A 22512-nucleotide genomic window follows, 5' to 3' on the forward strand; every position below is an offset into this window, starting at 1 on the left:
CAGAAAATCTAATCATAAACAAAGCCCTGAGTAAGTATCACGAAACAAAAATGAGTTTAAATGACACCGGATGCCAGACAAGCGACCAAATAATGTGTAAATAAGAACAATGTCTTGTTCTCTCAGCACATGGGGAGTCAGAAACATTAGCGTATGAGCTTTTTCCAATTCCTGGCCTGTTCTTTTCGCTACCCCTGCCGATTTTTATTTCAGCCGCATCAAGAAGCAGTCAGCAAGGTATTCAATAAAAATTCATATGGCATGCTTACTAGGAAATGTCTTAGCCATAATTTATATTATAAAACCCATCCCCTGTTCAGATAAGGGTTGTATATAGAAATTCAAAATAAGAACAATCTTGGTAAAAGGAGTCATTACTAAAAACTAACAGAACCCCCACATATTCACTTACGGTTTGCAAGAAAAATCCCCTTGCTAATTTCAAAAGAAATTATGTAAAGTACACTCGAGATAAAGAGTAGTAATTAAGATAATAAAATCAAATAAATAACATTAAGCAAGAATTCATACACAGCAAAAGTCAGTCCGAGAGGTTTACGTGAAAAGTAATCATGTTGATGAGCATGCTACATGCGGATTCTGTGATAGTAAATTAAAGGAAAACAGTACCCTATGTCCTTATTGTGGTGCTGAAATAATCATGGCCTATATTGACAGACCTACGAGGAAGTTAATTTTATATTTACGGATCATTTTGATTTTTATTTCAGCTCTTTTAATCCTGTTACTCTACCAAAACTATGACTTTGTTAATCTATCTGTCATTTTAGCGATACCTTTATTCTTACTTGCCTGGGTTATGCCATGGTTATTTTTCAGAATAAAAAACAAGGATAACTATATTTGGAGGAAAAAGAACCCGCTGATTTAGTGTAAAATATTTTTTGTAATATAAGGCACTGAGGTTATAGCACTATGATTTAGTTACCTCCTCTTTCTACCCTCTTACTTTATTCAACCAGGCAACATTTTTGCAGACGCAGAGGTCGCTTTGGGTCTGAAATCGTAACGACGGTAAATGAGGAGGTTACTTGAAGTTATTTTCCTGGGAAAACCACTGCATTCCAACCCCGGCTTTATGGAGGAGTACTGCATGCAGTACCCGCAAGGATTTTTTACATCGAAGGATAATGTCGATGTGGTCAATGCATGGATACTGAAATAAAAACCATTTAATTCATGTCATTAATATCGTTCCCTGAGACAAAGAATAGGTGTTTTTTAGCGAGATTTTACGTCGTCATCTGCGTACTAACTATACCGTCGCCCTTTCGTTCCAGGCATCAGTGTGTTGAATATTTCCATCAAGATAAAGCCAGGTAATTTTCTGATAACGAAATTCTACGATTTCCATATGATTAAATTTTTCTTTTGCGGGATCTTTGATATCGAACATCACGGGCATCAGGTTAACGACTTTCACGTTTTCCAGCAGAATAGTAAAATACTCCGCCTCTTGTCCTGCATCGTTGATCCGATAATATTTCAGTTCTACGCGCTTCAGCGCTTGCCCCATAGAGAGGGCTTTATAGAGATAAGGTGAAGACGAATCGATTTCTTTTTCTATCAGAAATGGGAGATGCTGGCGGGTGCCGGTGAATTTACCGTTATGGTTATCGGTCGGAATATGTACACTGTGATGCAGCCCTAACACTTCCACGCTGTATTCACGGCCTTGAATGTCAATACCTCCCTTAATAATATTACCGCTATCATCATACAAAAACATATAAACAGGAATGCCCATATTAGTTATCCTCAACAAATCCGTTTGATTGACCAATAGTCTTAACAATAGTATCGATACACGCTTTGCTGTTCGAAACCTTATAAAGAGCCTGAATAGCATTAACGATATATTGATTAAATTCCGGTTCTTTGATGCTATAAAAGGGTAAAGCGCATACGTTATCGGTACTGAAGGGTAAAACCTCGCCTTTAAGAAGGGAGAGCACACCCGCTGGGTTATGTGGAATGGCCGTGGCAGCTGCAGTAGCAAGAGACTCCGCCGAATCAGCATCACTACCGGGCGCTAATAATGCGGCCACGTCCAGCCAGTTTTGTTCACCACTGCCTATTTTAGTCAGCACATACTGCCATTGGGATTCATCATCTTTGTATAAATCAGCGATAACTGCCTGAGCCCCCCGATTTTTTATCTGCTGAGTTAACTGCATGGAAGTTATTTGCATCGTGGCGACTGCCGAAAATGAAAACGTTAATAAAAAAGACAGTAAAATTTTCATCATCTGACCACCAGAATCGTGTCACCGCTATTCATGATTTGTTCGCGATTACGTACGCCATCAATAATGATGCAACCATTCGATGCATTGCGTCCGCCACTCCTTGAACCGCCATGGATTCTGAACAGGTCTCGCCCATACGTATTAGTCCCCAAAATAGGTTCCAAAATAATGGTGACAGGCGTAACAGTATTATGCGCTCCTGTTATACGATAATAACCTTTTGGGATTGGACCCTGGCTGCTCACAGACTCCATAGCTGGATTATTTATTCCTGCACCATGTCCGCTATAGCCCTGTTGGAATAGTTGTCCGTTATGCTTCAATTCACCGCTGCTTTGATTATATTCCCACGTCATAATATCCATCCTTGTAAAATAAGAACGCATTACCTATTCATTTAAAAAACTCACTTACTCATTGAATAACCACCCGCCACTTCAAAAACATACTCTTATAAAATAGCTATTACCACATGAAAAAACGATACTCGTTAATTATTCATGAGTTGAATTAAGTATTTATTTACCACACTGATCATTGATTAAAAATATATTCGATAATGACATATAAAAACGGCTTCCATTAGGAAGCCGTTGCAAAAATACTCGTTGTGAATCGCTACTCGTCCAGCATCACAACCTTACCAACATACGGCAGATGGCGATAACGCTGGGCGTAATCGATGCCGTAGCCGACAACGAATTCGTCGGGGATCGGGAAACCGACATATTCGACTTTTACGTCCACTTCGCGGCGCTCGGGTTTATCCAGCAGGGTACAAATGGCCAGGGATTTCGGGCCACGCAGTTGCAGGATTTCACGCACTTTGCTCAGCGTATTGCCGGAGTCGATAATGTCTTCGACGATCAGCACATCTTTACCGCGAATGTCTTCGTCGAGATCTTTGAGAATCTTCACGTCGCGGGTGGTGGACATGCCGTTGCCGTAGCTGGAGGCGGTCATGAAGTCCACTTCGTGCGGCACGTCCACGGCGCGACACAGGTCAGCCATAAACATGAAAGAACCGCGCAGCAATCCAACCAGCACCATTTCGCTGCCGCTGTCGCGGTAGTGTTCGGTGATTTCACGGCCCAACTCGGCAATTCGGGTTTTGACTTCCTCTTCGGAAATCATGACGTCAACACGATGTTTCATATAAAGACTAACCACCTGATTTAAGAATACTTATCGCTTTTTTTCAGAAAAACAGCGACCATATAGTGGGAAGGATTATATCAAAGAACCCGCCGATGAGTAACGCTGGTGTCAGCTTCCTGTGTAACCGGGTCAGCTAAACTTGATCATTAGATAACGCGATATTTTTTATCCCAAAAGCACCATTTTTCAGATACGTAATTGAGTAATGCGTCACTCATCGTCTTCCCCGACCAGAATAATGCGGATCCCCAATTTTTCGATGGCATCGCGGTATTGGCTGCTAAGCCCGCTGTCCGTGATCAGCGTATCAACCTTGCCTAAGTGGCACACCACATTCGGGCTTTTGCGGCCAAATTTTGACGAATCCACCAGCAGGAAAATACGTTCAGCCGCTTTACACATCGCCTGACTGACGCCGTGAACTTCGTTGAATGTGGTGACGCCGCCGTCGAGATCGACGCCATCTGCGCCGATAAACAGCTTGTCGAAATTGAATTTATCAAACGCGCTTTCGGCCAGACTGCCGTGGAAGGAGGAGGATTTTTTGCGATAGGTGCCGCCCGGCATCAGGATGGTCTGGTCATTATCCAGTTCCACCAGCGCATTGACGATATGCAGGCTGTTGGTCATGACGGTGATGTTATTAAACTGACTGAGGAAAGGCACCATCTGCATCACGGTGCTGCCCGCATCAAAAATCAGCGAGTCGCCGTCCTGAATTTCCTGAATGGCTGCGCGGGCAATGCGCAATTTTTTTCCGGTATTAATGTGGGTTTTACGGTCGATAGGCTGGTCGCCTTCTTCACGGCTGAGCACCACACCGCCGTAAGTGCGGATTACTGCACCCTCTTCTTCCAGCAGGGTGAGATCTTTGCGGATAGTGGTGCCGGTTGTGGCGAAATGCGCGGCGAGATCGTCCACCGCCGTCTTTCCAAATTGCTGTAAATGCTCCAGTATCGCCGCCTGCCGTTGCTTAGGTTTCATCACGATTTTCGCTCAAATTTTAAGATAAATTCACAGCCATCATTCTTTTTGAAAGATAATAGCTTTTAAAGTGAAAATATCATGATTTCGGTTCAATCGCTAATGATAGTGCAGTTTGAATATTCGGATCTTTCGGGAAGATCACACCTGTCATCAATTGTTCCCGGCTCATGCCATTAAGCGACGTTACCGGCCGGGGGCGGGCGAAAATCGTCAGGCCGCGCAGTAAAAAGCCGTCACAGACTTTTTCTTGTTTATCGAAAGCCAGCGCCAGTACCACTCTCGGTTTGAAACGTCCGCCGGAACGCCCGACGCCCACATTTCCCTGTAAACACAGTCTGTCGAATGCCCGGTTAAAGCGCTGTAACTGCCACCAGCCAAGCGCGATTTGTGCCACCCAGGCCAGCACCGCACAGAATATTAATGCCGCAGTCGGGGTCATCATTTTCTCCTTAACATAATTTTGTTAATAACATGATGTTGTTAATAACATGATGTTGTTAATGACAGAATAATCCGCCCCTGCATAACAGAGGCGGAATACATCAGAACATCACCTGACCGCCGGTGATATTGATCGACTGACCGGTACAATACGAGGCTTTATCGCTGGCATAAAACAGCAGCATATCCAGCACATCCTGATAGTCGCACCCGCGTTTCAGCGGTACTTTATCGATGTAATACTGCTCGACTTCATCGGCCTGAATGCCCAGTTTTTTGGCGTATTGCGGTAATAATGACTGGAACATCGGTGATTTGAGTAAATTGCCGAGCATCAGCGAATGCACGGTAATACCGTACTCTGCCAGATCCAGCGCCAGAGACTGTGTCAGCCCCACGCCGCCGAATTTGGCCGCGCTGTAACCGGCATTATGTTTGCTGCCCACTTTGCCGGATTTGGAGTTGATCTGAATAATGCGTCCCGGAATACGGTCGCGGATCATCAGGCGCGAAAACTCACGGGCGCAGAGGAAATATCCCACCAGATTGACCTGCAACGAGAGATCAAAGTCGTTGAGGGCAAAATCCGTGATTGGCGATGCCTTCGCCATCCCTGCGCTGTACACCAGCAAACTGACCCTGCCGAACGTCTGATCCACCGCTTGCGCCAGTTGTTCTACGCTGGCTTCATTGGTGGCATCGACTGCAAATCCGAACGCCCTTTCCTCGCCAAACTGCCGGTTAATCTGCTCTGCCACCGATGCGGCATTCTTCTCATTCAAATCCGCCACCGCCACGCGATAGCCGGATTCAGCCAGCCCCTGACAGAGAAATGCGCCCAGCGTCTGCCCCCCGCCGATCACGACTGCAACCTGTTCCATAACTGACTCCTGACTCTGATAGTTAATCGATAAATTTCAATACGCTGCCCAGCGGAATATCGTCGGGCGTGGTGCCTTTTACATGTACGCTGCCGGGAAACTCAGCCTCGGCACTGCCGTCAAAACGCAGGGTGATATGCCCCAGCTCGCGCAGATTTTGCATCGCCACCTCTCCCACGGCGGTCACCGGATAACGCACATCAGCCAGTTCCATATACGCGCCACGATGCAATTCCCCTTCCATTTTCCCGGGCTGGTGAATGAAGCAATAATCCTGAATATCCGCTGGCGCCCCTTCACGGAAGGTGATCAGCATCTGGTCGGTTAAGGCTTCACGGGCGAAATCGCCGATTTGCGTAATAGTGGTTTGATAAATGGTTTGCACAGTGACTCCTTACTGGTAAATGAAAGCGGAAGCGGCCCAGGCGATAAGTACCGTCGGTGCGCCGGTCAGAAAACGGCTGACCAGCACCGAAGGCACGCCGACGCGCACGGTGTCCTGTTTGGCTTCGGCGAGCGAAAGTCCGACAGGAATGAAATCGCACGCCGCCTGAGCGTTGATGGCGAAAAGTGCAGGCAGCGCCAGATGTGGCGGGATATTGCCCAGCCCGATCTGCACCCCCACCAGCACGCCGATAACCTGCGCGATCACCGCGCCCGGGCCGAGGAAAGGAGAAAGCAACGGGAAGGAACAGATCAGCGCCAGCATCACCAGCCCGACGGGGCTTTTCGCCAGCGGCGTCAGCCCGTGCGCCACCAGATCACCCAGCCCGGAGGCCATAATGATGCCGATCAGCGCCGCCACGAACGCCATAAATGGCAGGATGGTTTTGAGCACGGTGTCGATGGTGTCGCGCCCGGCCTGGAATAAAACTGCTACGCCGGAGCCCATCCCCATCCCGACTTTCGCCAGCAGGCCGTCGCTTTGTTCGGTAATTTTTTTAGTGGTGTCGTAGTCGCGTCCTGCCGCAGCCGGTGCGGGTTTAGCCGCTGCGCTTACCGGCTCAGCCGCCTCTGCGCTTTCCAGCACGATGTCATGCTCACGGACACCGGAAACATAAATGTCTTCGGTAATAAATTGTGCCAGCGGGCCTGATTTACCGGTCGAATGGATATTAACCGTCGGGATGCGCCGCTTTGGGTAGATGCCGCAGCGCAGCGTGCCGCCGCAGTCGATTACCGCCACACCGATTTCTTCTGCCGGTGGCTCACCTTCTTTAAAGCCGTCTACCGTTTCCCAGCCGGTCAGTTCTGCCAGCTTGTCGACAATCGCCGGGCGCGTGCCCGCCGTGATATACATCACTTTTTTGCCGGGTACCGCCTCAATCAGCAACGGACCACCCCAGCCACCTTCACCCCGGTTAATGCGAATCGTAACGCTCATTTTCTGCTCCGCTTTTTAGAATTTGACCTGATTAGAATTGAACCTGATTACAACTGAACCTCACGATCAAGCTGAATGCCCATCTTGCGTTCAAAGATGCGGGTGGTGAGATCCGTTACCCAGCCGCGGAAGAAGTTAGTCACCATACCGACCAGGAAATAACTTACGGCCAGCGGCCCGAGCGGTAATCCCAGCGTGGTCAGTCCGCTGGCAACGCCGAGATACACAAACAGTTCGCCGGGGTTAATATGCGGGAAGAGTCCGTTCATGGAATGGCAACTGTAGGAGCCTGCGGCGTAATAGCTGGGTTTGTAGATTTCAGGCATAAAACGCCCGAGGCTGAGGGTCATCGGATTGCAGAAAACAAAGGTGCCAATCACCGGTAACAGCAGATAACGTGAAACCGGATTTCCGGCACAACGCTGCGCCAGACGTTCGATCCGCCGCTGTCCGACAAACACGATCAGCGCGTTCATGACGACCAGCAAACTAATTAAGAGAGGCAGAATGCCGGTGACCATGCCGACAAACACCTCTCCCCCTTTTTGAAACAGGCCGATAAACCACTCGGCACCGTGCGTTATTACATCGATCATCATCTTCTCCTGTAGGGATACGTGGGTTTAAGCTTTCATGTTTTGTTACTCCACGCTGAAAATATAATCATATTGAATTTATATTAATTATATATTGATCACATTTTGAAAGTTTAATCTTTCAAATTGAAAGATAGATATTCGAAGGAGTAGCACAGGCAAAGAAAGAAACGGGAGGGAAGGAAAAGAGGCGGGCCGGAGGATCGCCCCCGGCCGCTGATTTTTAAGAAATTACAGAAAGGAAAGCAGTAAACCGGATCACGCGGATACCGTAAAGCCGAGCATCATGCCGGTGTCTTCGTGTTCCAGCAGATGACAGTGCGCCATGTAAGCATGTTGTTTATCGGCCAGGTGGTTAAAGCGCACCAGCACTTCGCTGCGGGCGCCTTCAACGCGCACGATGTCCTTCCAGCCCTGACGATGGGGCGCGACCGGCTGACCGTTTTCAGAAAGAATACGGAACTGTGTGCCGTGGATATGGAAAGGATGCAGCATCATGTCGCCTTCGCCCGAAAGGGTCCATTTCTCATACTGGCCTTGTTTCACATCGAAAGCGGGCAGGTTCATGTCGTAGGCTTTGCCGTTAATTTTGTTGCCCTGCATGAAATCATAACCACCGGACGATTGACTCATGTCCATTCCTGCCATACCGCCATGACCGTCGTGACCGGAACCGGACATACCCGGCATTGCGGCCATCCCGCCCCCGCCGTGATCCATGCTCATGCCGGCCATCGCCTTGTGGCCATAGCGTTTCATCAGCGCCGCCATACCCTGCTGATCAAGCTGCGGATCCATCATCAGTTGCAGCCAGCGGGTCGGCAGATTATCCACTGACACCAGCGCCGGAAGCGGCACCAGCGTGTCCGGCAATGAACTGCCGCTTTGGGTCAGCGTCGGCTGAATGCGTAACACCGGCAACGGTTTGTCGAACGGTGCCAGCGTCATGCCCATTTGCTTCACCGGCAGCGTGACCAGATCAAAGGCTTTGCCGTCGCTGCAATCAATCAGCACTTCAAAACGCTCGCCCATCAGCAGCGGCAAATCGCTGACTTTCACCGGCTCAGGCAGGAAACCGCCGTCACTGGCGATGACATACATCGGCCGCTGATCGCTGGTGGCGATGTGCAGCGAGCGTGCATTACAGCCATTGAGTAAACGAAAACGTACCCAGCCACGGGAAATTCCGTGCTGCGGATACACCGCGCCGTTGGTCAGCATGTGTTGCCCGAACCAGCCGACGGCGGCGGTCATGACGTCCATCTGATAATCGATTTTACCGGCGTCGTTCAGGCGCTTATCCTGCAAAATGACCGGAATATCATCCACGCCCCAGCGTTTTGGGATCTGCAACAGGTCACTGCTTTCATCTTCGATCAGCACCAGCCCGGCGAGCCCCATCGCCACCTGATAACCGCTGGTCTGATGCGGATGCGGGTGGAACCAGCAGGTCGATGCGGGTTGATCAAGTTGCAAACTGACTTTGCGATTCTGGCCGGGTTCGATTAATCCCTGCGGCCCGCCATCCACGTCACCGGGAATTTCCAGCCCGTGCCAGTGAACGGTGCTGGCCACATCCAGCCGGTTATTGATGGTGACGCTGACCGGTTTCCCACGACGGATACGCAGCGCGGGGCCGAGAAGATTACCGTTTACGCCCCAGGTTTCAGTGTTCACGCCAGGCAGAAACTGGCTCTGCCCGCGCTGTAATGTGAGCGTAATGGCGCTGCGGATATCCGGTTCGAGTAACGCCGGGATGGGCAATGCCGGGCGGTCAGCGGCGAGCGCGAAACGGCTCCAGCCGGGCAGCATACTGGCGGCGCCCATCAGGGTCGTCCACTTCACGAAATCGCGTCGGTTCATTTTTCGGTCCTTTTGAAGGGTGATAACCAGACAGATGGCGCAGGCGTGCCATAATAGTACGACAGCCTATCCCTTCCCCTAAGGGGAAGGTCAAGCGGTTCAGCGGTAAAAGAAATTTGGTGCCGCTCAGTGCAAATATGGTAACGTCCTTTTAACTGCCTGTGAGCCAAGTCCTTCTGACTTTCAATCTACAAGAACAAGAACACACCCATGAAAAAAACAACACTGTGTTTGTTATTACTGTCGCTGCTCGGTTTCTCCTCCGCCAGTCAGGCGCTGAGTGAATCAGAAGCGGAAGATCTGGCGGATCTGACGGCAGTCTTCGTTTATCTGAAAAATAACTGCGGTTACGAACAACTGCCGAACACCCAAATCAAACGGGCTATCGTGTTTTTCGCCCAGCAAAATCGCTGGGACCTGAGCAATTACAACAGCTTTAACATGCAGTCGATGGGCGAAGAAAGCTACCGTGATCTGAGTGGGATCGCCGTGCCTAAACCGACAAAATGTAAGTCTCTGGCCCGCGACTCGCTGAGTTTACTGGCCTACACCAACTGAATCCTGTCAGCCGTTTTTCAGCCGTGTGCTCCGTCATTCTGATGCCGGAGCCTGTTTGCTTTCCTCCCTGTCCCCCGATTTTTCGCACCACGCCTGCCTCGTCTACACTTAATCTACATTCACCTGTCTGAAATTCAACCGTGCATGGACAGGCAGAGTTAGCTATCATGTGCGCCCATTTTTATGGCTGCGATTGATCAGGAGAAACAACGACATGTCCCGGAACTCGTCATCCAAAGAAATATGGTATGAGACGCTGCACGCCCATTTTGGCCAGTACTTCAGCGTCGATAAAGAGTTATACCGAGAGAAAACCGATCATCAGGATCTGGTGATTTTCGAGAACGCGGCGCTGGGTCGCGTCATGGCGCTCGACGGCGTGGTGCAAACCACCGAGCGTGATGAATTCATTTACCACGAAATGCTGACCCACGTCCCGTTGTTCGCCCACGGCAGCGCCCGCAAGGTGCTGATCATTGGTGGCGGCGACGGCGCAATGCTGCGCGAAGTGTCTCGCCACAAAGGCGTGGAGTCGATCACGATGGTGGAAATTGATGCCGGCGTGGTGGAGTTTTGCCGCCAGTATCTGCCCAACCATAATGCCGGTTCTTATGACGATCCGCGTTTCAAACTGGTGATCGACGACGGCGTGAACTTCGTTAATCAGACCACTGAAACCTTCGACGTGATCATCTCCGACTGCACCGATCCCATCGGTCCCGGAGAAAGCCTGTTTACGTCGGCATTCTACGAAGGCTGTGCCCGTTGCCTCAATCCGGGCGGCATTTTCGTGGCACAAAATGGCGTGTGCTTCCTCCAGCAGGATGAAGCGGTGAACAGCCACACCAAACTGAGCCACTATTTCAGTGATGTCAGTTTCTATCAGGCCGCGATCCCGACCTATTACGGCGGCATCATGACCTTTGCCTGGGCGACCAACAGCCCGGAATATCGCCAGATTGACAGCAAAACCTTGCAGGCGCGTTTCGACGCCGCAGACATAACTTGCCGTTATTACAATCCGGCGATTCATCACGGCAGCTTTGCCCTGCCGCAATATTTACTGAATGCCCTGTCAGCCGCACGCTGATACAGCATCCATAAGGGGGTGAACTAAATTGCAAAAGCTGAAACTGCATGGCTTCAACAACCTGACCAAAAGCCTGAGTTTTTGTATCTACGATATCTGCTACGCCAAAACCGCAGACGATCGTGATGGCTACATTGCCTACATTGACAAAGAATATAACGCCAACCGTTTGACGGAAATCCTCACCGAAACCTGCTCCATTATCGGTGCCAATATCCTCAACGTGGCGCGACAGGATTACGAACCACAGGGCGCCAGCGTGACGATTTTAGTGAGCGAAGAGCCGATGGACCCGCGTGATGTCGATACCACCGAGCATCCGGGCCCGTTGCCGAATTCCGTGGTCGCGCATCTGGATAAAAGCCATATCTGTGTGCATACCTATCCGGAAAGCCATCCCGAAGGCGGGCTGTGTACCTTCCGCGCTGACATTGAAGTCTCGACCTGTGGCGTGATTTCACCGCTGAAAGCGCTGAACTATCTGATTCATCAGCTTGAATCCGACATCGTCACCATCGATTACCGTGTCCGGGGTTTTACCCGCGACGTGAACGGTGTTAAACACTACATCGACCATTCCATCAATTCGATTCAGAACTTCATGTCGCAGGATATGAAAGCGCTGTACGACATGATGGACGTCAACGTGTATCAGGAAAACATCTTCCATACCAAGATGTTACTGAAAGAGTTCGATCTCAAACATTACTTGTTTAATGCCAAACCGGATGAACTGAGCGCGCAGGAGCGTAAAGAAATCACCGATTTGCTCTACAAGGAAATGCAGGAAATCTATTACGGCCGCAATCTGCCGTCAGTCTGATCAGAGCTGAATAAAGGAAAGGCCGGGCATTTTTGAAATGTCCGGCCTTTCTTTTGTATAGACAAATTCTGATATTGAATATTCCCCCGCCTGAAACTCAATAAGCATTACTTAAGTAAAATATATTTACATGGATGAATACCCGCTATACTCCTTAAGGCAAATTAATATCAAAACAGTCATTAAATCTTTATTTAAGCTAAATTTAACGATGAAGGATCTGCTATTTAAGCCAAATTACAGAAATAATATACAGCTATTAAGTCAAACAAAATCGTTATATAACCAATAATTTAGCTTATGGCAGATCAAAAGATCGCTTTTTTACTAAAAACAGATAAATAACTTTAATTATCCCCCTCCTGACATTAGCATCCCCTTATTGCTTACTAAGCAACCAGCTCCATCCACCCGTAAGTAGAAATAAAACATGAAAATGATTAAATTAAAGACCGTATCCAGCTTGCTGGTCGCGAGTTCTTTATTGGTTTCCGGGGTTTCCCGGGCCGGGGAAAGTTTGTTGAGCAGCAATACCGAAGGGATGCGGCACTATGTGAGTTATGGTGCCGAATATTATAAGTGGGACGAATCCGTCAGTAATATGGACGGTAAATATGTTGCTGAACATGGCCCGCGCCTGCGCGTTAATTTCGGATCCAATAACTATCTCGATACCCAAAGCGGCTTATTAAAAGCCTGGGACATGAGCGTGATGTTCGGGATCGTCCGTTATAAAGGCAGTACGCTGGACGATCAGGCCAACGTGCCGAACGGCTCGCTGAAGGGCAAAACCTATTACACCGGCTACAGCGCGGACATGACCCGTGGCTACCGTTACCGGGCATCCGACAGTGTTTCTTTCGATATGAAAGGCGCTGTCGGCGGCCAGGCGTGGGTGCGAAATATCCGCTCTGACGATGTGTATATTGCCTCACAAAACACCACCCGGCAGTACACCGCCGTTGAAGTGTCTTTGCAGCCTTACGCCAAAGCGTCACTGGGGGCGAACTGGCAAATGACCGCAGATTCACGTCTGAGTCTGGAAGGGGGTGCGCTGTATCCGATTAAAACCTGGACGCACAGCAATCAGGGAGGGGTCTGGCTGGAGCCGAAATCCAGGCTTTCGCCATTTACCAGCCTGACCTGGAATATCAACAAAGATGTTTTTGTGAAAGCCAGTTATGTGCATCAGAAATACGGTAAGTCGGACGAGAAACAGGGTGATCTGAACGGACGCACCGTTGGCTATTATCAGCCCGCGACCACCACTTCCACCGTGGGTCTGGAAGCCGGTTTCTACTTCTGATGATTTCAGACAATAAGCGCCTCTCAAGCGGATTGTTCCGGTGTAAATAACCGGAACAATCGCTTATCTTAAAAGTCTCCTTTTCCAGAGGCTTACCTTTCTTATGGATCGTTTTGCAACACTGTCTGGCGTTCTCGCCATTTTATTGTGGAGCATGAGCGTGGCGCTCACCCGCAGTTTGTCCGAATCTCTGGGGCCTTTTGGTGCGGCCGCCTCTATTTATACTGTCAGCGGAATTTTAGTCTGGATGGTCGGCGGCAAACCGTCTCTGCGTGGTGAATCTGCAGCTTATCTGATCATCTGCGGTCTGTTGTTTATCTTTTATATGGTGGCATTTTCACTGGCGATCGGTCTGGCGCATACCCGCCAGCAAACGCTGGAACTCGGGCTGGTGAATTATCTCTGGCCCAGTCTGACGTTGCTGTTTGCGGTTCCGCTGCTGAAATTACGTGTCCGCTGGTGGATCTGGCCGGGCGCGGTGCTGGCATTTGCGGGAGTGCTGTGGGCAATCAGCGGCGGTCACGGGCTGGATATTCACCAGATGATGCGCAATGTGCGCGGCAACCCGGTGGCCTACGGTCTGGCACTGGGCGCGGCCGTGTCGTGGGCACTGTATTCCAATCTGGTCCGCGTATTGTGTAAAGGCAAAGGCGTGCTGCCGCTGTTTCTGCTGGCAACCGGCGGCGTACTGTGGGCGCTTTACTTCACGTATTCCTCCAGCCGTATCAGCCTGACATTACCTGCCATTCTCGAATTACTGGCGATGGGCGCGGTGACCGCGGTGTCGTATCAGTGCTGGGATATTGCGATGAAAAAAGGCAATGCGACGCTGGTGGCCGCGCTGTCATATTTCACGCCGCTGTCATCGATTCTGATTGCCGGATTGTGGCTGCATACGTTGCCAGGTGCCAGTTTCTGGCCGGGCGTGCTGATGGTGGTCGGCGGTTCGCTGCTGTGCTGGACCGCCTCGCGGGGCAAGTCACTCAGCGGTTAGTCATCACGAAAGAACGGTATTTGGCGAGGACTTGCAAAAAGTCCTCGACGCCGCAAAACGCCAGACTCTCCTCGTCGTAATAACTCATCCCTTCTTCAATCTCATCGCCGTCGAAATCCAGCTGATTGGCGCGGATCATCACTTCATCGTCGGCTAACAGCAGCGTGTATTCATGGCCGGCCATCTGCGTCTGGCGTTCGCTGCCCTTCAGATCGCTCAATGCCGCTTCGACGTTATCGAGCACGCTCAGGTCGCCCTTCACTTCTTCATTCAGCCAGTGACCAAGCACTTCATGGCCCATTGAAAAACGCACTTTGACCTCACCGGTGATGTCGCGCAAAAAATCGTAATCCATGGTGCAGTCCTCTGAAAAAATCACAATAAAAAAGGGAGCCGAAGCTCCCTTTCAACACTGGCGCAAATATAACGACTTAGACTGCGGTTTGGAAGATCACGCCGTCAGCTTTATCGGTATATTCACTCAGCTTGTCGAAGTTCAGATAACGGTAAGTATCCACTGCGGTCTTATCCACTTCCGCCATATAACCCAGATATTCTTCCGGCGTTGGCAGACGGCCCAGCAGGGAGGCGATCGCCGCCAGTTCCGCCGAAGCCAGATAGACGTTAGCGCCGTTGCCCAGACGGTTCGGGAAGTTACGGGTAGAGGTGGAAACGACGGTAGAGCCGTCCGCCACACGCGCCTGGTTACCCATACACAGTGAACAGCCCGGAATCTCAACACGCGCACCGCTCTTACCAAAGACGCTGTAATAGCCCTCTTCCGTCAGCTGAGCCGCATCCATTTTGGTCGGTGGCGCAACCCACAAGCGGGTTGGCAACGCGCCTTTATGGCTGTCGAGCAGTTTACCCGCCGCACGGAAGTGACCGATGTTGGTCATACACGAACCGATAAAGACTTCATCGATTTTGCTGTTCTGTACGGAAGACAGCAGACGCGCATCATCCGGATCGTTTGGCGCACAAAGAATTGGCTCTTTGATCTCGGCCAGATCGATTTCGATCACTGCCGCGTATTCAGCATCCGCATCGGCTTCGAGCAGGGTCGGATTCGCCAGCCACTCTTCCATGCCTTTGATACGACGCTCGATGGTACGACGATCGCCGTAACCTTCAGAGATCATCCACTTCAGCAGCACGATGTTAGAACTGAGGTATTCTTTGATCGGCGCCTGATCCAGTTTGATCGTACAACCTGCCGCTGAACGTTCCGCGGACGCATCCGCCAGTTCAAACGCCTGTTCGACTTTCAGTTCCGGCAAGCCTTCGATTTCCAGAATACGGCCAGAGAAGAGGTTTTTCTTGCCCTTCTTCTCGACGGTCAGATGACCTTCTTTGATCGCGTAGTAAGGGATCGCATGCACCAGGTCACGCAAGGTGATGCCCGGTTGCATTTTGCCTTTGAAACGCACCAGAACGGATTCCGGCATATCAAGAGGCATCACGCCGGTCGCTGCCGCAAAGGCCACCAGACCGGAACCCGCCGGGAACGAAATCCCGATCGGGAAACGAGTATGGGAGTCACCGCCGGTGCCGACAGTGTCAGGCAGCAGCATACGGTTCAGCCAGGAGTGAATGATGCCATCACCAGGGCGCAGTGAAACACCGCCACGGTTCATGATGAAATCAGGCAGCGTATGGTGGGTGGTCACGTCAACCGGCTTAGGATAAGCAGCGGTATGACAGAATGACTGCATCACCAGATCGGCAGAGAAGCCCAGACACGCGAGGTCTTTCAGTTCATCACGGGTCATCGGACCGGTGGTGTCCTGAGAACCCACGGACGTCATTTTGGGTTCGCAATATTCGTTCGGACGAACACCGGCAACGCCACAGGCGCGCCCCACCATTTTCTGCGCCAGCGAGAAACCTTTGTTGCTTGCAGCAACAGGTTTCGCAATGCGGAACACTTCGCTCTGCGGCAATTTCAGGGATTCACGGGCTTTGGTGGTTAAACCACGGCCGATGATCAATGGAATACGGCCGCCTGCGCGCACTTCATCGAGCAGGACATCGGTTTTCAGTTCGAAAGTCGCGAGCACTTCGTCGGTTTCGTGATTCCGCACTTCACCTTTATACGGATAGATGTCGATAACATCGCCCATATTCAGGTTGGACACGTCCACTTCGATCGGTAAGGCACCGGCATCTTCCATGGTGTTGAAGAAGATTGGCGCGATTTTACCGCCGAGCACCACACCGCCGCCGCGTTTGTTTGGCACATGAGGAATGTCATCACCCATGAACCACAGCACGGAGTTAGTGGCCGATTTACGCGAAGAACCGGTACCGACAACGTCACCCACGTAAGCCAGCGGGAAACCTTTTTTGTTCAGTTCTTCGATTTGTTTGATCGGACCGACGCTGCCCGGTTGATCCGGATGAATACCTTCGCGTTCATTTTTCAGCATTGCCAGCGCATGCAGAGGAATATCTGGACGGGACCAGGCATCCGGAGCCGGTGACAAATCATCGGTATTGGTTTCGCCAGTCACTTTAAACACAGTGACGGTGATTTTCTCAGCCAGTTGCGGACGTGACAGATACCATTCGGCATCCGCCCATGACTGGAGGATTTTTTTTGCGTGTTCGTTGCCCGCGTGTGCTTTTTCTTCCACATCGTAGAAGTTATCAAACATCAGCAGCGTGTGAGACAGCGCTTTCGCAGCAATGGGTGCCAGCGTTTCGTTATCCAGTGCGTCGATCAGCGGGTGAATGTTATAACCGCCCTGCATAGTGCCCAGCAGTTCAACGGCTTTTTCAGGAGTGACCAACGGAGAGGTAGTTTCGCCTTTGGCGACTGCAGCCAGGAATCCGGCTTTAACATAGGCGGCTTCGTCGACGCCCGGTGGAACACGGTTAATCAGCAGGTCTAACAGAGTGTCTTCTTCGCCTTGTGGCGGATTCTTCAGGGACTCAACCAACGCTGCCATCTGTGAAGCATCAAGTGGCTTAGGGACGATGCCCTCTGCAGCACGCTCGGCTACGTGCTTACGGTATTCTTCTAGCACGACTTTCTCCTCGCTCTCATTGTCATTTATTATGCCTGGCTTCCATCATCAGCCTCGCGTCATGCCTGTAGGGACAGGGGAATTCAAACGGTCTGATGATTCGGGGACACTGCGGGTATGATTGTTTCTTTGTCGGTTTACGACACATCCTGAACCTGAGCACAGTGCCCTTTAGCGCACGGGCAGCATAGCAGGATTTTGCCCGCTTGTTAATTCGTTCACATAAAAGCAACATTAAATCTTTGCTGAATCGTTGAGCACAGACGGATCGGCTGTTCATCCCAATTCGCCTTCTAGATCATCACAACAACCCTGATCACACAAGGGAATAAACGGCGGGAAATGCAGAAAAAAGACACAAAAAAACCGCCCCAAAGGACAGCCGGTTTGTATCTTCGAAGTGCTGGCAGGTCGGTGCTTCCTGAACAGAAAGTGAGTGAAAAGCAATCTTATAACCCCCGGACTCATCTTCGGATCGCAAAACACAACATTGGCAGGAAATACTTATTGCTCGGGAAAACAACTTCGCTATATGTTTTTGAATATTGATTTATTACTGATTACTCAGGAAGAAAATTACCGGTTTATTTAATGCACCAAATTTATGATGGCAGTTTAACTATTGATATTTAATATGAAAGTTAAGGAGTGTTGAAATGATGGGATGCAATGGTAATGTAGCATTTGGAAATGAAAGCCGGAAAACTATTCAAGTTATAAGGAAACAATTTGAACTGTACAATTTAGGAAGATACTTGCTCACATCGGGCGTTATGTATTCTATTTTTGTTAAAAACGGAGCATTAGCAAGCAGTTATTATATAAACCAAACAGACTTTGTCAGTTTCTTTCATTCAGCAGAAGCATTTGACCAATATGCGAAAAACCAAATTTACCTTTCAATAAACAGACAACTGATATTTTCGACAACGCATGGTACAGAACATGCCTTCTGGAAATGCATGGAAAAAACGTTTAAATAACAGGGATCGTTAAAAATGAAAAAAAACCTTCTGATGCTTATGCTCACGATGACATTCTCTTGCTTTGCGCATATCAATGAAGACATCGAATATAGCCGTGATAAGTATCTTTTAGCCTACAATAATCTCAACACTAAACTGGAGGAATGTATGGCAGAAATGAAATCCCGGCCTTTTATTACTTCAGCCGATATAGCAGATTATGACAAAAGAACGGTAAGCATCGCCGTTTTATACCTTGGCACCGCTCAAATCGATCAATGTGCCGGGAATGAACATCATCAGTTTATGATCAGGGCATTTGACTACTACGATGCACTAACAGAAGTTAGCGTCTACAGCCAACAAGTTAAAACACTTCATAATGATCTTTTTGCTCTTTTACCTGCCGGAAATATACGGTTAGAAAGAGAATATGAGAGCTTTCCCTTAAAAACCAGGACTGAGTTAGAAGCACGCTTAAAAAATAAAAACCTCAGATCCTACCCCTCATTCCAAAGCAGCCCGCAGTATGATTTTGATGATAAATAGCCTGAAACCGACACTCAGTGCGGACACGCCGGGAGGTTATCGTACATATCTCACTGTTTTATGAAAACAAACTTCACTTCATGTCGTCTGCAAAGGCGACCTTTCTCAATAATAAATCATCGTAAACGTGGCCGTGCCATTCGCACTCCCGCTGCTGAGTGTTTGCCCGTTGAGATAGTAGCGGGCAAAAAAGGGAATACTCAGACTTCCTTCGCTGGCCGAAGGGGTGATTGCCCATTGTTGTCCGAGGCTCACAGGCGAGGTATCGCCTTTCAGGATCTGAATTCCCACTCCGGATGCCTGCCCTTCCGCACCATTGCTGATTTTGATCACACCGGCGACCAGCGAATCGTCAGCAGTGCCATCGATACGGATATTCACATTCGCCCCGGCATCACAATTGAGTTCGATGCTAAATGGGACATCGGGCGTGACGCCGCCAGCGGAGGCACTGGAAAAAAGCCCCGGCCAGACCGTGCCCAGAGAGACATTAATGGTGTTATTCAGCACATCGCAGCTTTCCGTTCTGATGTTGATATTGCCTGTATAAGAGAGCGTGTTGGCTCCCCCGCCCCCGAGGCCGGATTTGCCATACACCCCCAGCCCGAAACGGGTCTGGCTTTGCGCCAGTGCCGTATCCGAAATGTCATTGGCGGTTTTGACTAACGATAACGTGACAGCTATCTGATAGCTGAGGCTGCTGTCCAGGTTACCCAGCGATGTGTTGCGCGTATCGCAGCTTACCCCGCCGCCAACCACACGTTGTCCGCTGGAGTTAGTCAGGGCAATACCGATACCCTCGACACCGGTAGAGTAAACGCCGGGGAAACCCGCGATTTCTGTCCCGTTTCCGTAGTAACAGGCGATGATCGGGTCGCCGGAGAGTTCGTTGCTGCCGTTTGTACCGCAAGTACCGCTGATGCTGAAAGTATGCTGACTTCCGGGAATATCCGCCCCAACAGGCAAAGAGGATGTCACCGCAACCGAACTTAAATCCCAGGACTGCGGCATTACCGGTGCGGTAGAACAGGCTGCCCATAATTTGCCAGAAAACAGGGTCAGACAGACCAGCAGTATCATCATTTTCATATAAAGCCTCATCGACATACGCTGCTGGCCTGAGAGACCGCCGCTTTTTGCGCACCAGATAATGTAAACGGTGCTTCGCACTGTCCCCCTTGCCATGTCACTCTGACTGCGCCCTGATCCGACAAGCCACTGAGATACACCTGCCCCTGGTCGCCGACGATGGCGCGGTTTCGTTCGTCGCCCACCACAAACGCCTCTGCGCCGAAAGGCACAGGCTGCCCGTTATAGATAAGGTTGAGCAATAATCTGCTACCGGCCCGCGTGGTAAAGGACGCCATAACCACGGCACCGGCAGTGGGAACAACGGAAAGGATGTTGTCGTCAATATCGACGTTTTCGTCCAGTGATGTGGTATCCAACGCCACACGGGTTCGCTTGTACGGACTGAGATAATTCACCACCGCGTAGCCGCGCCAGTCGGTATACACGCCGGTATTATTTTGCAATTTCACGCCCGCAGCCCCCGGGGCGCGGACAATGGCAATGGCAGAGAGATCGCTGGCAAGAGGCTGCGCGAAAGTGACACCGAAGGGATGGCCCACAATGGCGCCCTGCCATCCGTAATTGACCTGATGAGTGTCCTGATTGTAGTTGTAGCCCCCGCTGAGCTGCGCGGCGCTGCCCAGATAATTCAGGCTGGCGCTACCGCTGTTTCCCTGCCCGTGAGTGCCATAACCTTCACTGACGGCATAAGAGAGGTTGTTATCCTCAAGCAGCATGCCGTTGATACCGATCTGATAAAGCGTCCGCCCGTGACTGGCGCTGTTCACGTTAGCCGTGGCCCAGGCGTTTGACAGCCAGCGACCCAGGGGGATACTGACATTAAAGGCGATCTGTTTATCGCTCTCAGTGCCGTAAGTACGGTTATCCGATACCGATAAGGCGTAATCGATACTGGCAATATTGACGTTGTAACTGATCCCCAGACTGCGCTGATTAACTTGCGACTGTCGGTAGTTTTGCTGATACCACGAAAGCGAAAGCGATCCCCACTGCCCGTTATTAATCATCTGAGTCAGGTTAAGGCGATACTGTTCCCGTGGCTGACCATAGTAATTTCCGTTGCTTGCGTCCTCACGCCAGTTACTGGCATCACTGAAATGATAAAAATCCCCGGCAAAGCGGATCCCTGCCAGCGACAGCGTTGAGCCTGTTGCAGTCACACTTTTGGCATATTGCAGCCGGTATGCCTGACCGCGTTCTGTGTGATTGTCCGTCAGTTCGCTGTTGGCCAGCGTGGTATCAAACGACAAAGATCCCCAATCCCCGACCATACTGCCGATACCGGCATTCGCCGCTTTATAGTTCTGCGCCAGCTGACTGCCGCCAAACAGCGTCACGCCATAACCCAGACCATAAATCAGTGATCCCTGAAGAAATTCAGGTTCATCACCCCCGGACTGATAGGTGCGGTATTTCCCCAGTGTCAGGGCATATTTCAACCGGCCTTCGCGCTGCATGATCGGGATAGCAGAAAACGCCTGGGTAAAATGTCGCTCTTCGCCATTACTTTCCCTGACGGTTATCTCCAGATCCCCGGAAGCGGAAGTCGGGTATAAGTCGTTGATGCTGAAAGCGCCGGGCGGCACATAGGTCTGGTAGATCACCATGCCGTTTTGCTTAATCGTCACCTGCGCGTTGCTTCGGGCAATACCGCGGATCACGGGGGCGAAGCCGCGTAAGCTGTCAGGCAACATATTGTCATCGGAAGACAACTGCACGCCGCGAAAGGTAAAACTGTCAAAAATATCCGCAGGTGTCGTGCTTTCTCCCGCGATAAATTGTCCTTTGAGCACCGGCACATCGCGCTGGAGAAAGCTGTACGCCGAATCCCAGTCCTGCTGCGATTGCCCGTCAATGTTGCGGCTGTAACGCCAGGTGCTGTAGTTGCGCAGCCGCCAGCCGCCCCAGTTGGCACCACTTCTCAGGCTCAGAAACTGGCTCTGATCGCTGCCGCCTGAATTTTGCCAGGTACGGGCACCGCTGAGGTTGTAATTAAGCAGTAAGGCCGTCGTTCCCTCATCCCATAACTCCGGGCTAACCGCGCCCCTTGCCAGCGTGTCGAGCAACCCCTGCGGGATGGTGATCAGGAGTTTCTGGCGGGAAAAGTCAAACTGGCTGACCACGCCGGGCATCAGCGGCGTGAAATCCTCAACCGGCTTTTGTGCGGGCCAGTCGCGTAATGCCGGAATGCTGCGGGTTCTGAGTCCCAGATTTTGCCATTGTGCCGGAGTAAAAAGCGGGGAGAGTGTCAGATCCTTCAAGGCGATAAACGTCACATCCTGCCGCCCTTTCGGCACATTGTTCACCAGCACATCCACACGGTAAACACCCGGCTTCTGCCCGCCAGCCCGGGAAAATTGCGATATATCCACCGGCGCGCCCGGATGTTCTATTTCCAGTGCCTGAACGTTAAAACGGTCATCCGCAAGTGTTTCGGATGTTCCCAAAGCAATCCCCGCCAGAAGCCATGACCGCAAAAGGGAAGATGAAAGATGCGTAACGACATGATTTTTATTCATAACATGC

22 protein-coding genes are annotated in these 22512 nt (G+C 50.5%); 7 read left to right on the plus strand and 15 right to left on the minus strand.

The features are described 5' to 3' along the window. Positions 1-1276: 1276 nt before the first annotated feature. The 11 genes from AACU55_RS19615 to cueO all read right to left on the minus strand — a co-directional run bounded on the left by AACU55_RS19615 (position 1277) and on the right by cueO (position 9580). A complete protein-coding gene (locus AACU55_RS19615) occupies positions 1277-1768 on the minus strand; it encodes an Hcp family type VI secretion system effector (protein WP_134705963.1) in 492 nt (163 codons plus the stop codon). A gap of 1 nt (position 1769) precedes the next feature. Continuing rightward, complete coding sequence (locus AACU55_RS19620) at positions 1770-2270, minus strand: hypothetical protein (protein WP_013576957.1); 501 nt, start codon at positions 2268-2270, stop codon at positions 1770-1772. Beyond that, on the minus strand, positions 2267-2626 hold the full coding sequence (locus tag AACU55_RS19625) for a tlde1 domain-containing protein (protein ID WP_013576958.1): 360 nt from the start codon (positions 2624-2626) through the stop codon (positions 2267-2269). The genes AACU55_RS19620 and AACU55_RS19625 overlap by 4 nt, the downstream gene beginning before the upstream one ends. A 262-nt stretch (positions 2627-2888) precedes the next feature. Then, a complete protein-coding gene (gene hpt, locus AACU55_RS19630) occupies positions 2889-3425 on the minus strand; it encodes a hypoxanthine phosphoribosyltransferase (protein WP_013576959.1) in 537 nt (178 codons plus the stop codon). A gap of 213 nt (positions 3426-3638) precedes the next feature. Beyond that, on the minus strand, positions 3639-4412 hold the full coding sequence (srlR, locus tag AACU55_RS19635; protein ID WP_013576960.1) for a glucitol operon DNA-binding transcriptional repressor SrlR: 774 nt from the start codon (positions 4410-4412) through the stop codon (positions 3639-3641). Between the two features lie 79 nt (positions 4413-4491). Continuing rightward, positions 4492-4854 carry a transcriptional regulator GutM gene (gene gutM / locus AACU55_RS19640; RefSeq protein ID WP_013576961.1) on the minus strand — a complete coding sequence of 121 codons (363 nt, stop codon included), beginning with the start codon at positions 4852-4854 and terminating at the stop codon, positions 4492-4494. A gap of 103 nt (positions 4855-4957) precedes the next feature. Continuing rightward, positions 4958-5737, minus strand: coding sequence for a sorbitol-6-phosphate dehydrogenase (gene srlD / locus AACU55_RS19645; RefSeq protein ID WP_037033386.1), 780 nt, complete (start codon positions 5735-5737; stop codon positions 4958-4960). 22 nt (positions 5738-5759) lie between these two features. Next, complete coding sequence (gene srlB, locus AACU55_RS19650) at positions 5760-6122, minus strand: PTS glucitol/sorbitol transporter subunit IIA (RefSeq protein ID WP_013576963.1); 363 nt, start codon at positions 6120-6122, stop codon at positions 5760-5762. A 9-nt stretch (positions 6123-6131) separates the two neighbouring features. Further along, complete coding sequence (srlE, locus tag AACU55_RS19655) at positions 6132-7121, minus strand: PTS glucitol/sorbitol transporter subunit IIB (protein ID WP_013576964.1); 990 nt, start codon at positions 7119-7121, stop codon at positions 6132-6134. Positions 7122-7168: 47 nt separating this feature from the next. Continuing rightward, on the minus strand, positions 7169-7717 hold the full coding sequence (gene srlA / locus AACU55_RS19660; RefSeq protein ID WP_013576965.1) for a PTS glucitol/sorbitol transporter subunit IIC: 549 nt from the start codon (positions 7715-7717) through the stop codon (positions 7169-7171). A 258-nt stretch (positions 7718-7975) separates the two neighbouring features. Further along, positions 7976-9580, minus strand: a complete 1605-nt coding sequence (gene cueO, locus AACU55_RS19665; RefSeq protein ID WP_013576966.1) for a multicopper oxidase CueO — start codon at positions 9578-9580, stop codon at positions 7976-7978. A 210-nt stretch (positions 9581-9790) separates the two neighbouring features. On the opposite strand from cueO, the gene AACU55_RS19670 reads away from it, so the two are divergent. From AACU55_RS19670 to yddG, 5 genes are all read left to right on the plus strand, one after another. Beyond that, on the plus strand, positions 9791-10138 hold the full coding sequence (locus AACU55_RS19670) for a YacC family pilotin-like protein (RefSeq protein WP_013576967.1): 348 nt from the start codon (positions 9791-9793) through the stop codon (positions 10136-10138). Positions 10139-10352: 214 nt separating this feature from the next. Further along, complete coding sequence (gene speE / locus AACU55_RS19675; protein ID WP_013576968.1) at positions 10353-11228, plus strand: polyamine aminopropyltransferase; 876 nt, start codon at positions 10353-10355, stop codon at positions 11226-11228. A gap of 28 nt (positions 11229-11256) precedes the next feature. After that, positions 11257-12051, plus strand: a complete 795-nt coding sequence (gene speD, locus AACU55_RS19680; protein ID WP_013576969.1) for an adenosylmethionine decarboxylase — start codon at positions 11257-11259, stop codon at positions 12049-12051. Positions 12052-12481: 430 nt separating this feature from the next. Beyond that, positions 12482-13357, plus strand: coding sequence for a hypothetical protein (locus AACU55_RS19685; protein ID WP_015690452.1), 876 nt, complete (start codon positions 12482-12484; stop codon positions 13355-13357). A gap of 103 nt (positions 13358-13460) precedes the next feature. Further along, positions 13461-14351, plus strand: coding sequence for an aromatic amino acid DMT transporter YddG (gene yddG / locus AACU55_RS19690; protein WP_013576971.1), 891 nt, complete (start codon positions 13461-13463; stop codon positions 14349-14351). On the opposite strand, the gene yacL is transcribed toward yddG, so the two are convergent. Together yacL and acnB are read right to left on the minus strand one after the other, a co-directional pair. After that, positions 14341-14706 (minus strand): protein YacL, encoded by a 366-nt coding sequence (yacL, locus tag AACU55_RS19695; protein ID WP_013576972.1) that lies wholly within the window; start codon positions 14704-14706, stop codon positions 14341-14343. The genes yddG and yacL overlap by 11 nt on opposite strands. A gap of 76 nt (positions 14707-14782) precedes the next feature. Next, complete coding sequence (gene acnB, locus AACU55_RS19700; protein ID WP_013576973.1) at positions 14783-17380, minus strand: bifunctional aconitate hydratase 2/2-methylisocitrate dehydratase; 2598 nt, start codon at positions 17378-17380, stop codon at positions 14783-14785. Between the two features lie 656 nt (positions 17381-18036). On the opposite strand from acnB, the gene AACU55_RS19705 reads away from it, so the two are divergent. Both AACU55_RS19705 and AACU55_RS19710 read left to right on the plus strand, forming a co-directional pair. Then, the gene (locus tag AACU55_RS19705) at positions 18037-18363 is read left to right on the plus strand and encodes a hypothetical protein (protein WP_112150979.1); all 327 of its coding nucleotides are present in this window, start codon (positions 18037-18039) and stop codon (positions 18361-18363) included. Between the two features lie 15 nt (positions 18364-18378). Next, a complete protein-coding gene (locus tag AACU55_RS19710) occupies positions 18379-18894 on the plus strand; it encodes a hypothetical protein (RefSeq protein ID WP_013576974.1) in 516 nt (171 codons plus the stop codon). Positions 18895-18999: 105 nt separating this feature from the next. Here AACU55_RS19710 and AACU55_RS19715 read toward each other — a convergent pair whose 3' ends face one another. After that, positions 19000-19983 (minus strand): fimbrial protein, encoded by a 984-nt coding sequence (locus tag AACU55_RS19715; RefSeq protein WP_240785650.1) that lies wholly within the window; start codon positions 19981-19983, stop codon positions 19000-19002. Between the two features lie 8 nt (positions 19984-19991). Further along, a complete protein-coding gene (locus tag AACU55_RS19720) occupies positions 19992-22505 on the minus strand; it encodes a fimbria/pilus outer membrane usher protein (protein WP_134705964.1) in 2514 nt (837 codons plus the stop codon). Between the last annotated feature and the right edge of the window lie 7 nt (positions 22506-22512).

The sequence above is a fragment of the Rahnella sp. CJA17(1/100) genome (assembly GCF_963881615.1).
In the GTDB taxonomy this organism is placed as follows: Bacteria; Pseudomonadota; Gammaproteobacteria; order Enterobacterales; family Enterobacteriaceae; genus Rahnella; species Rahnella aceris.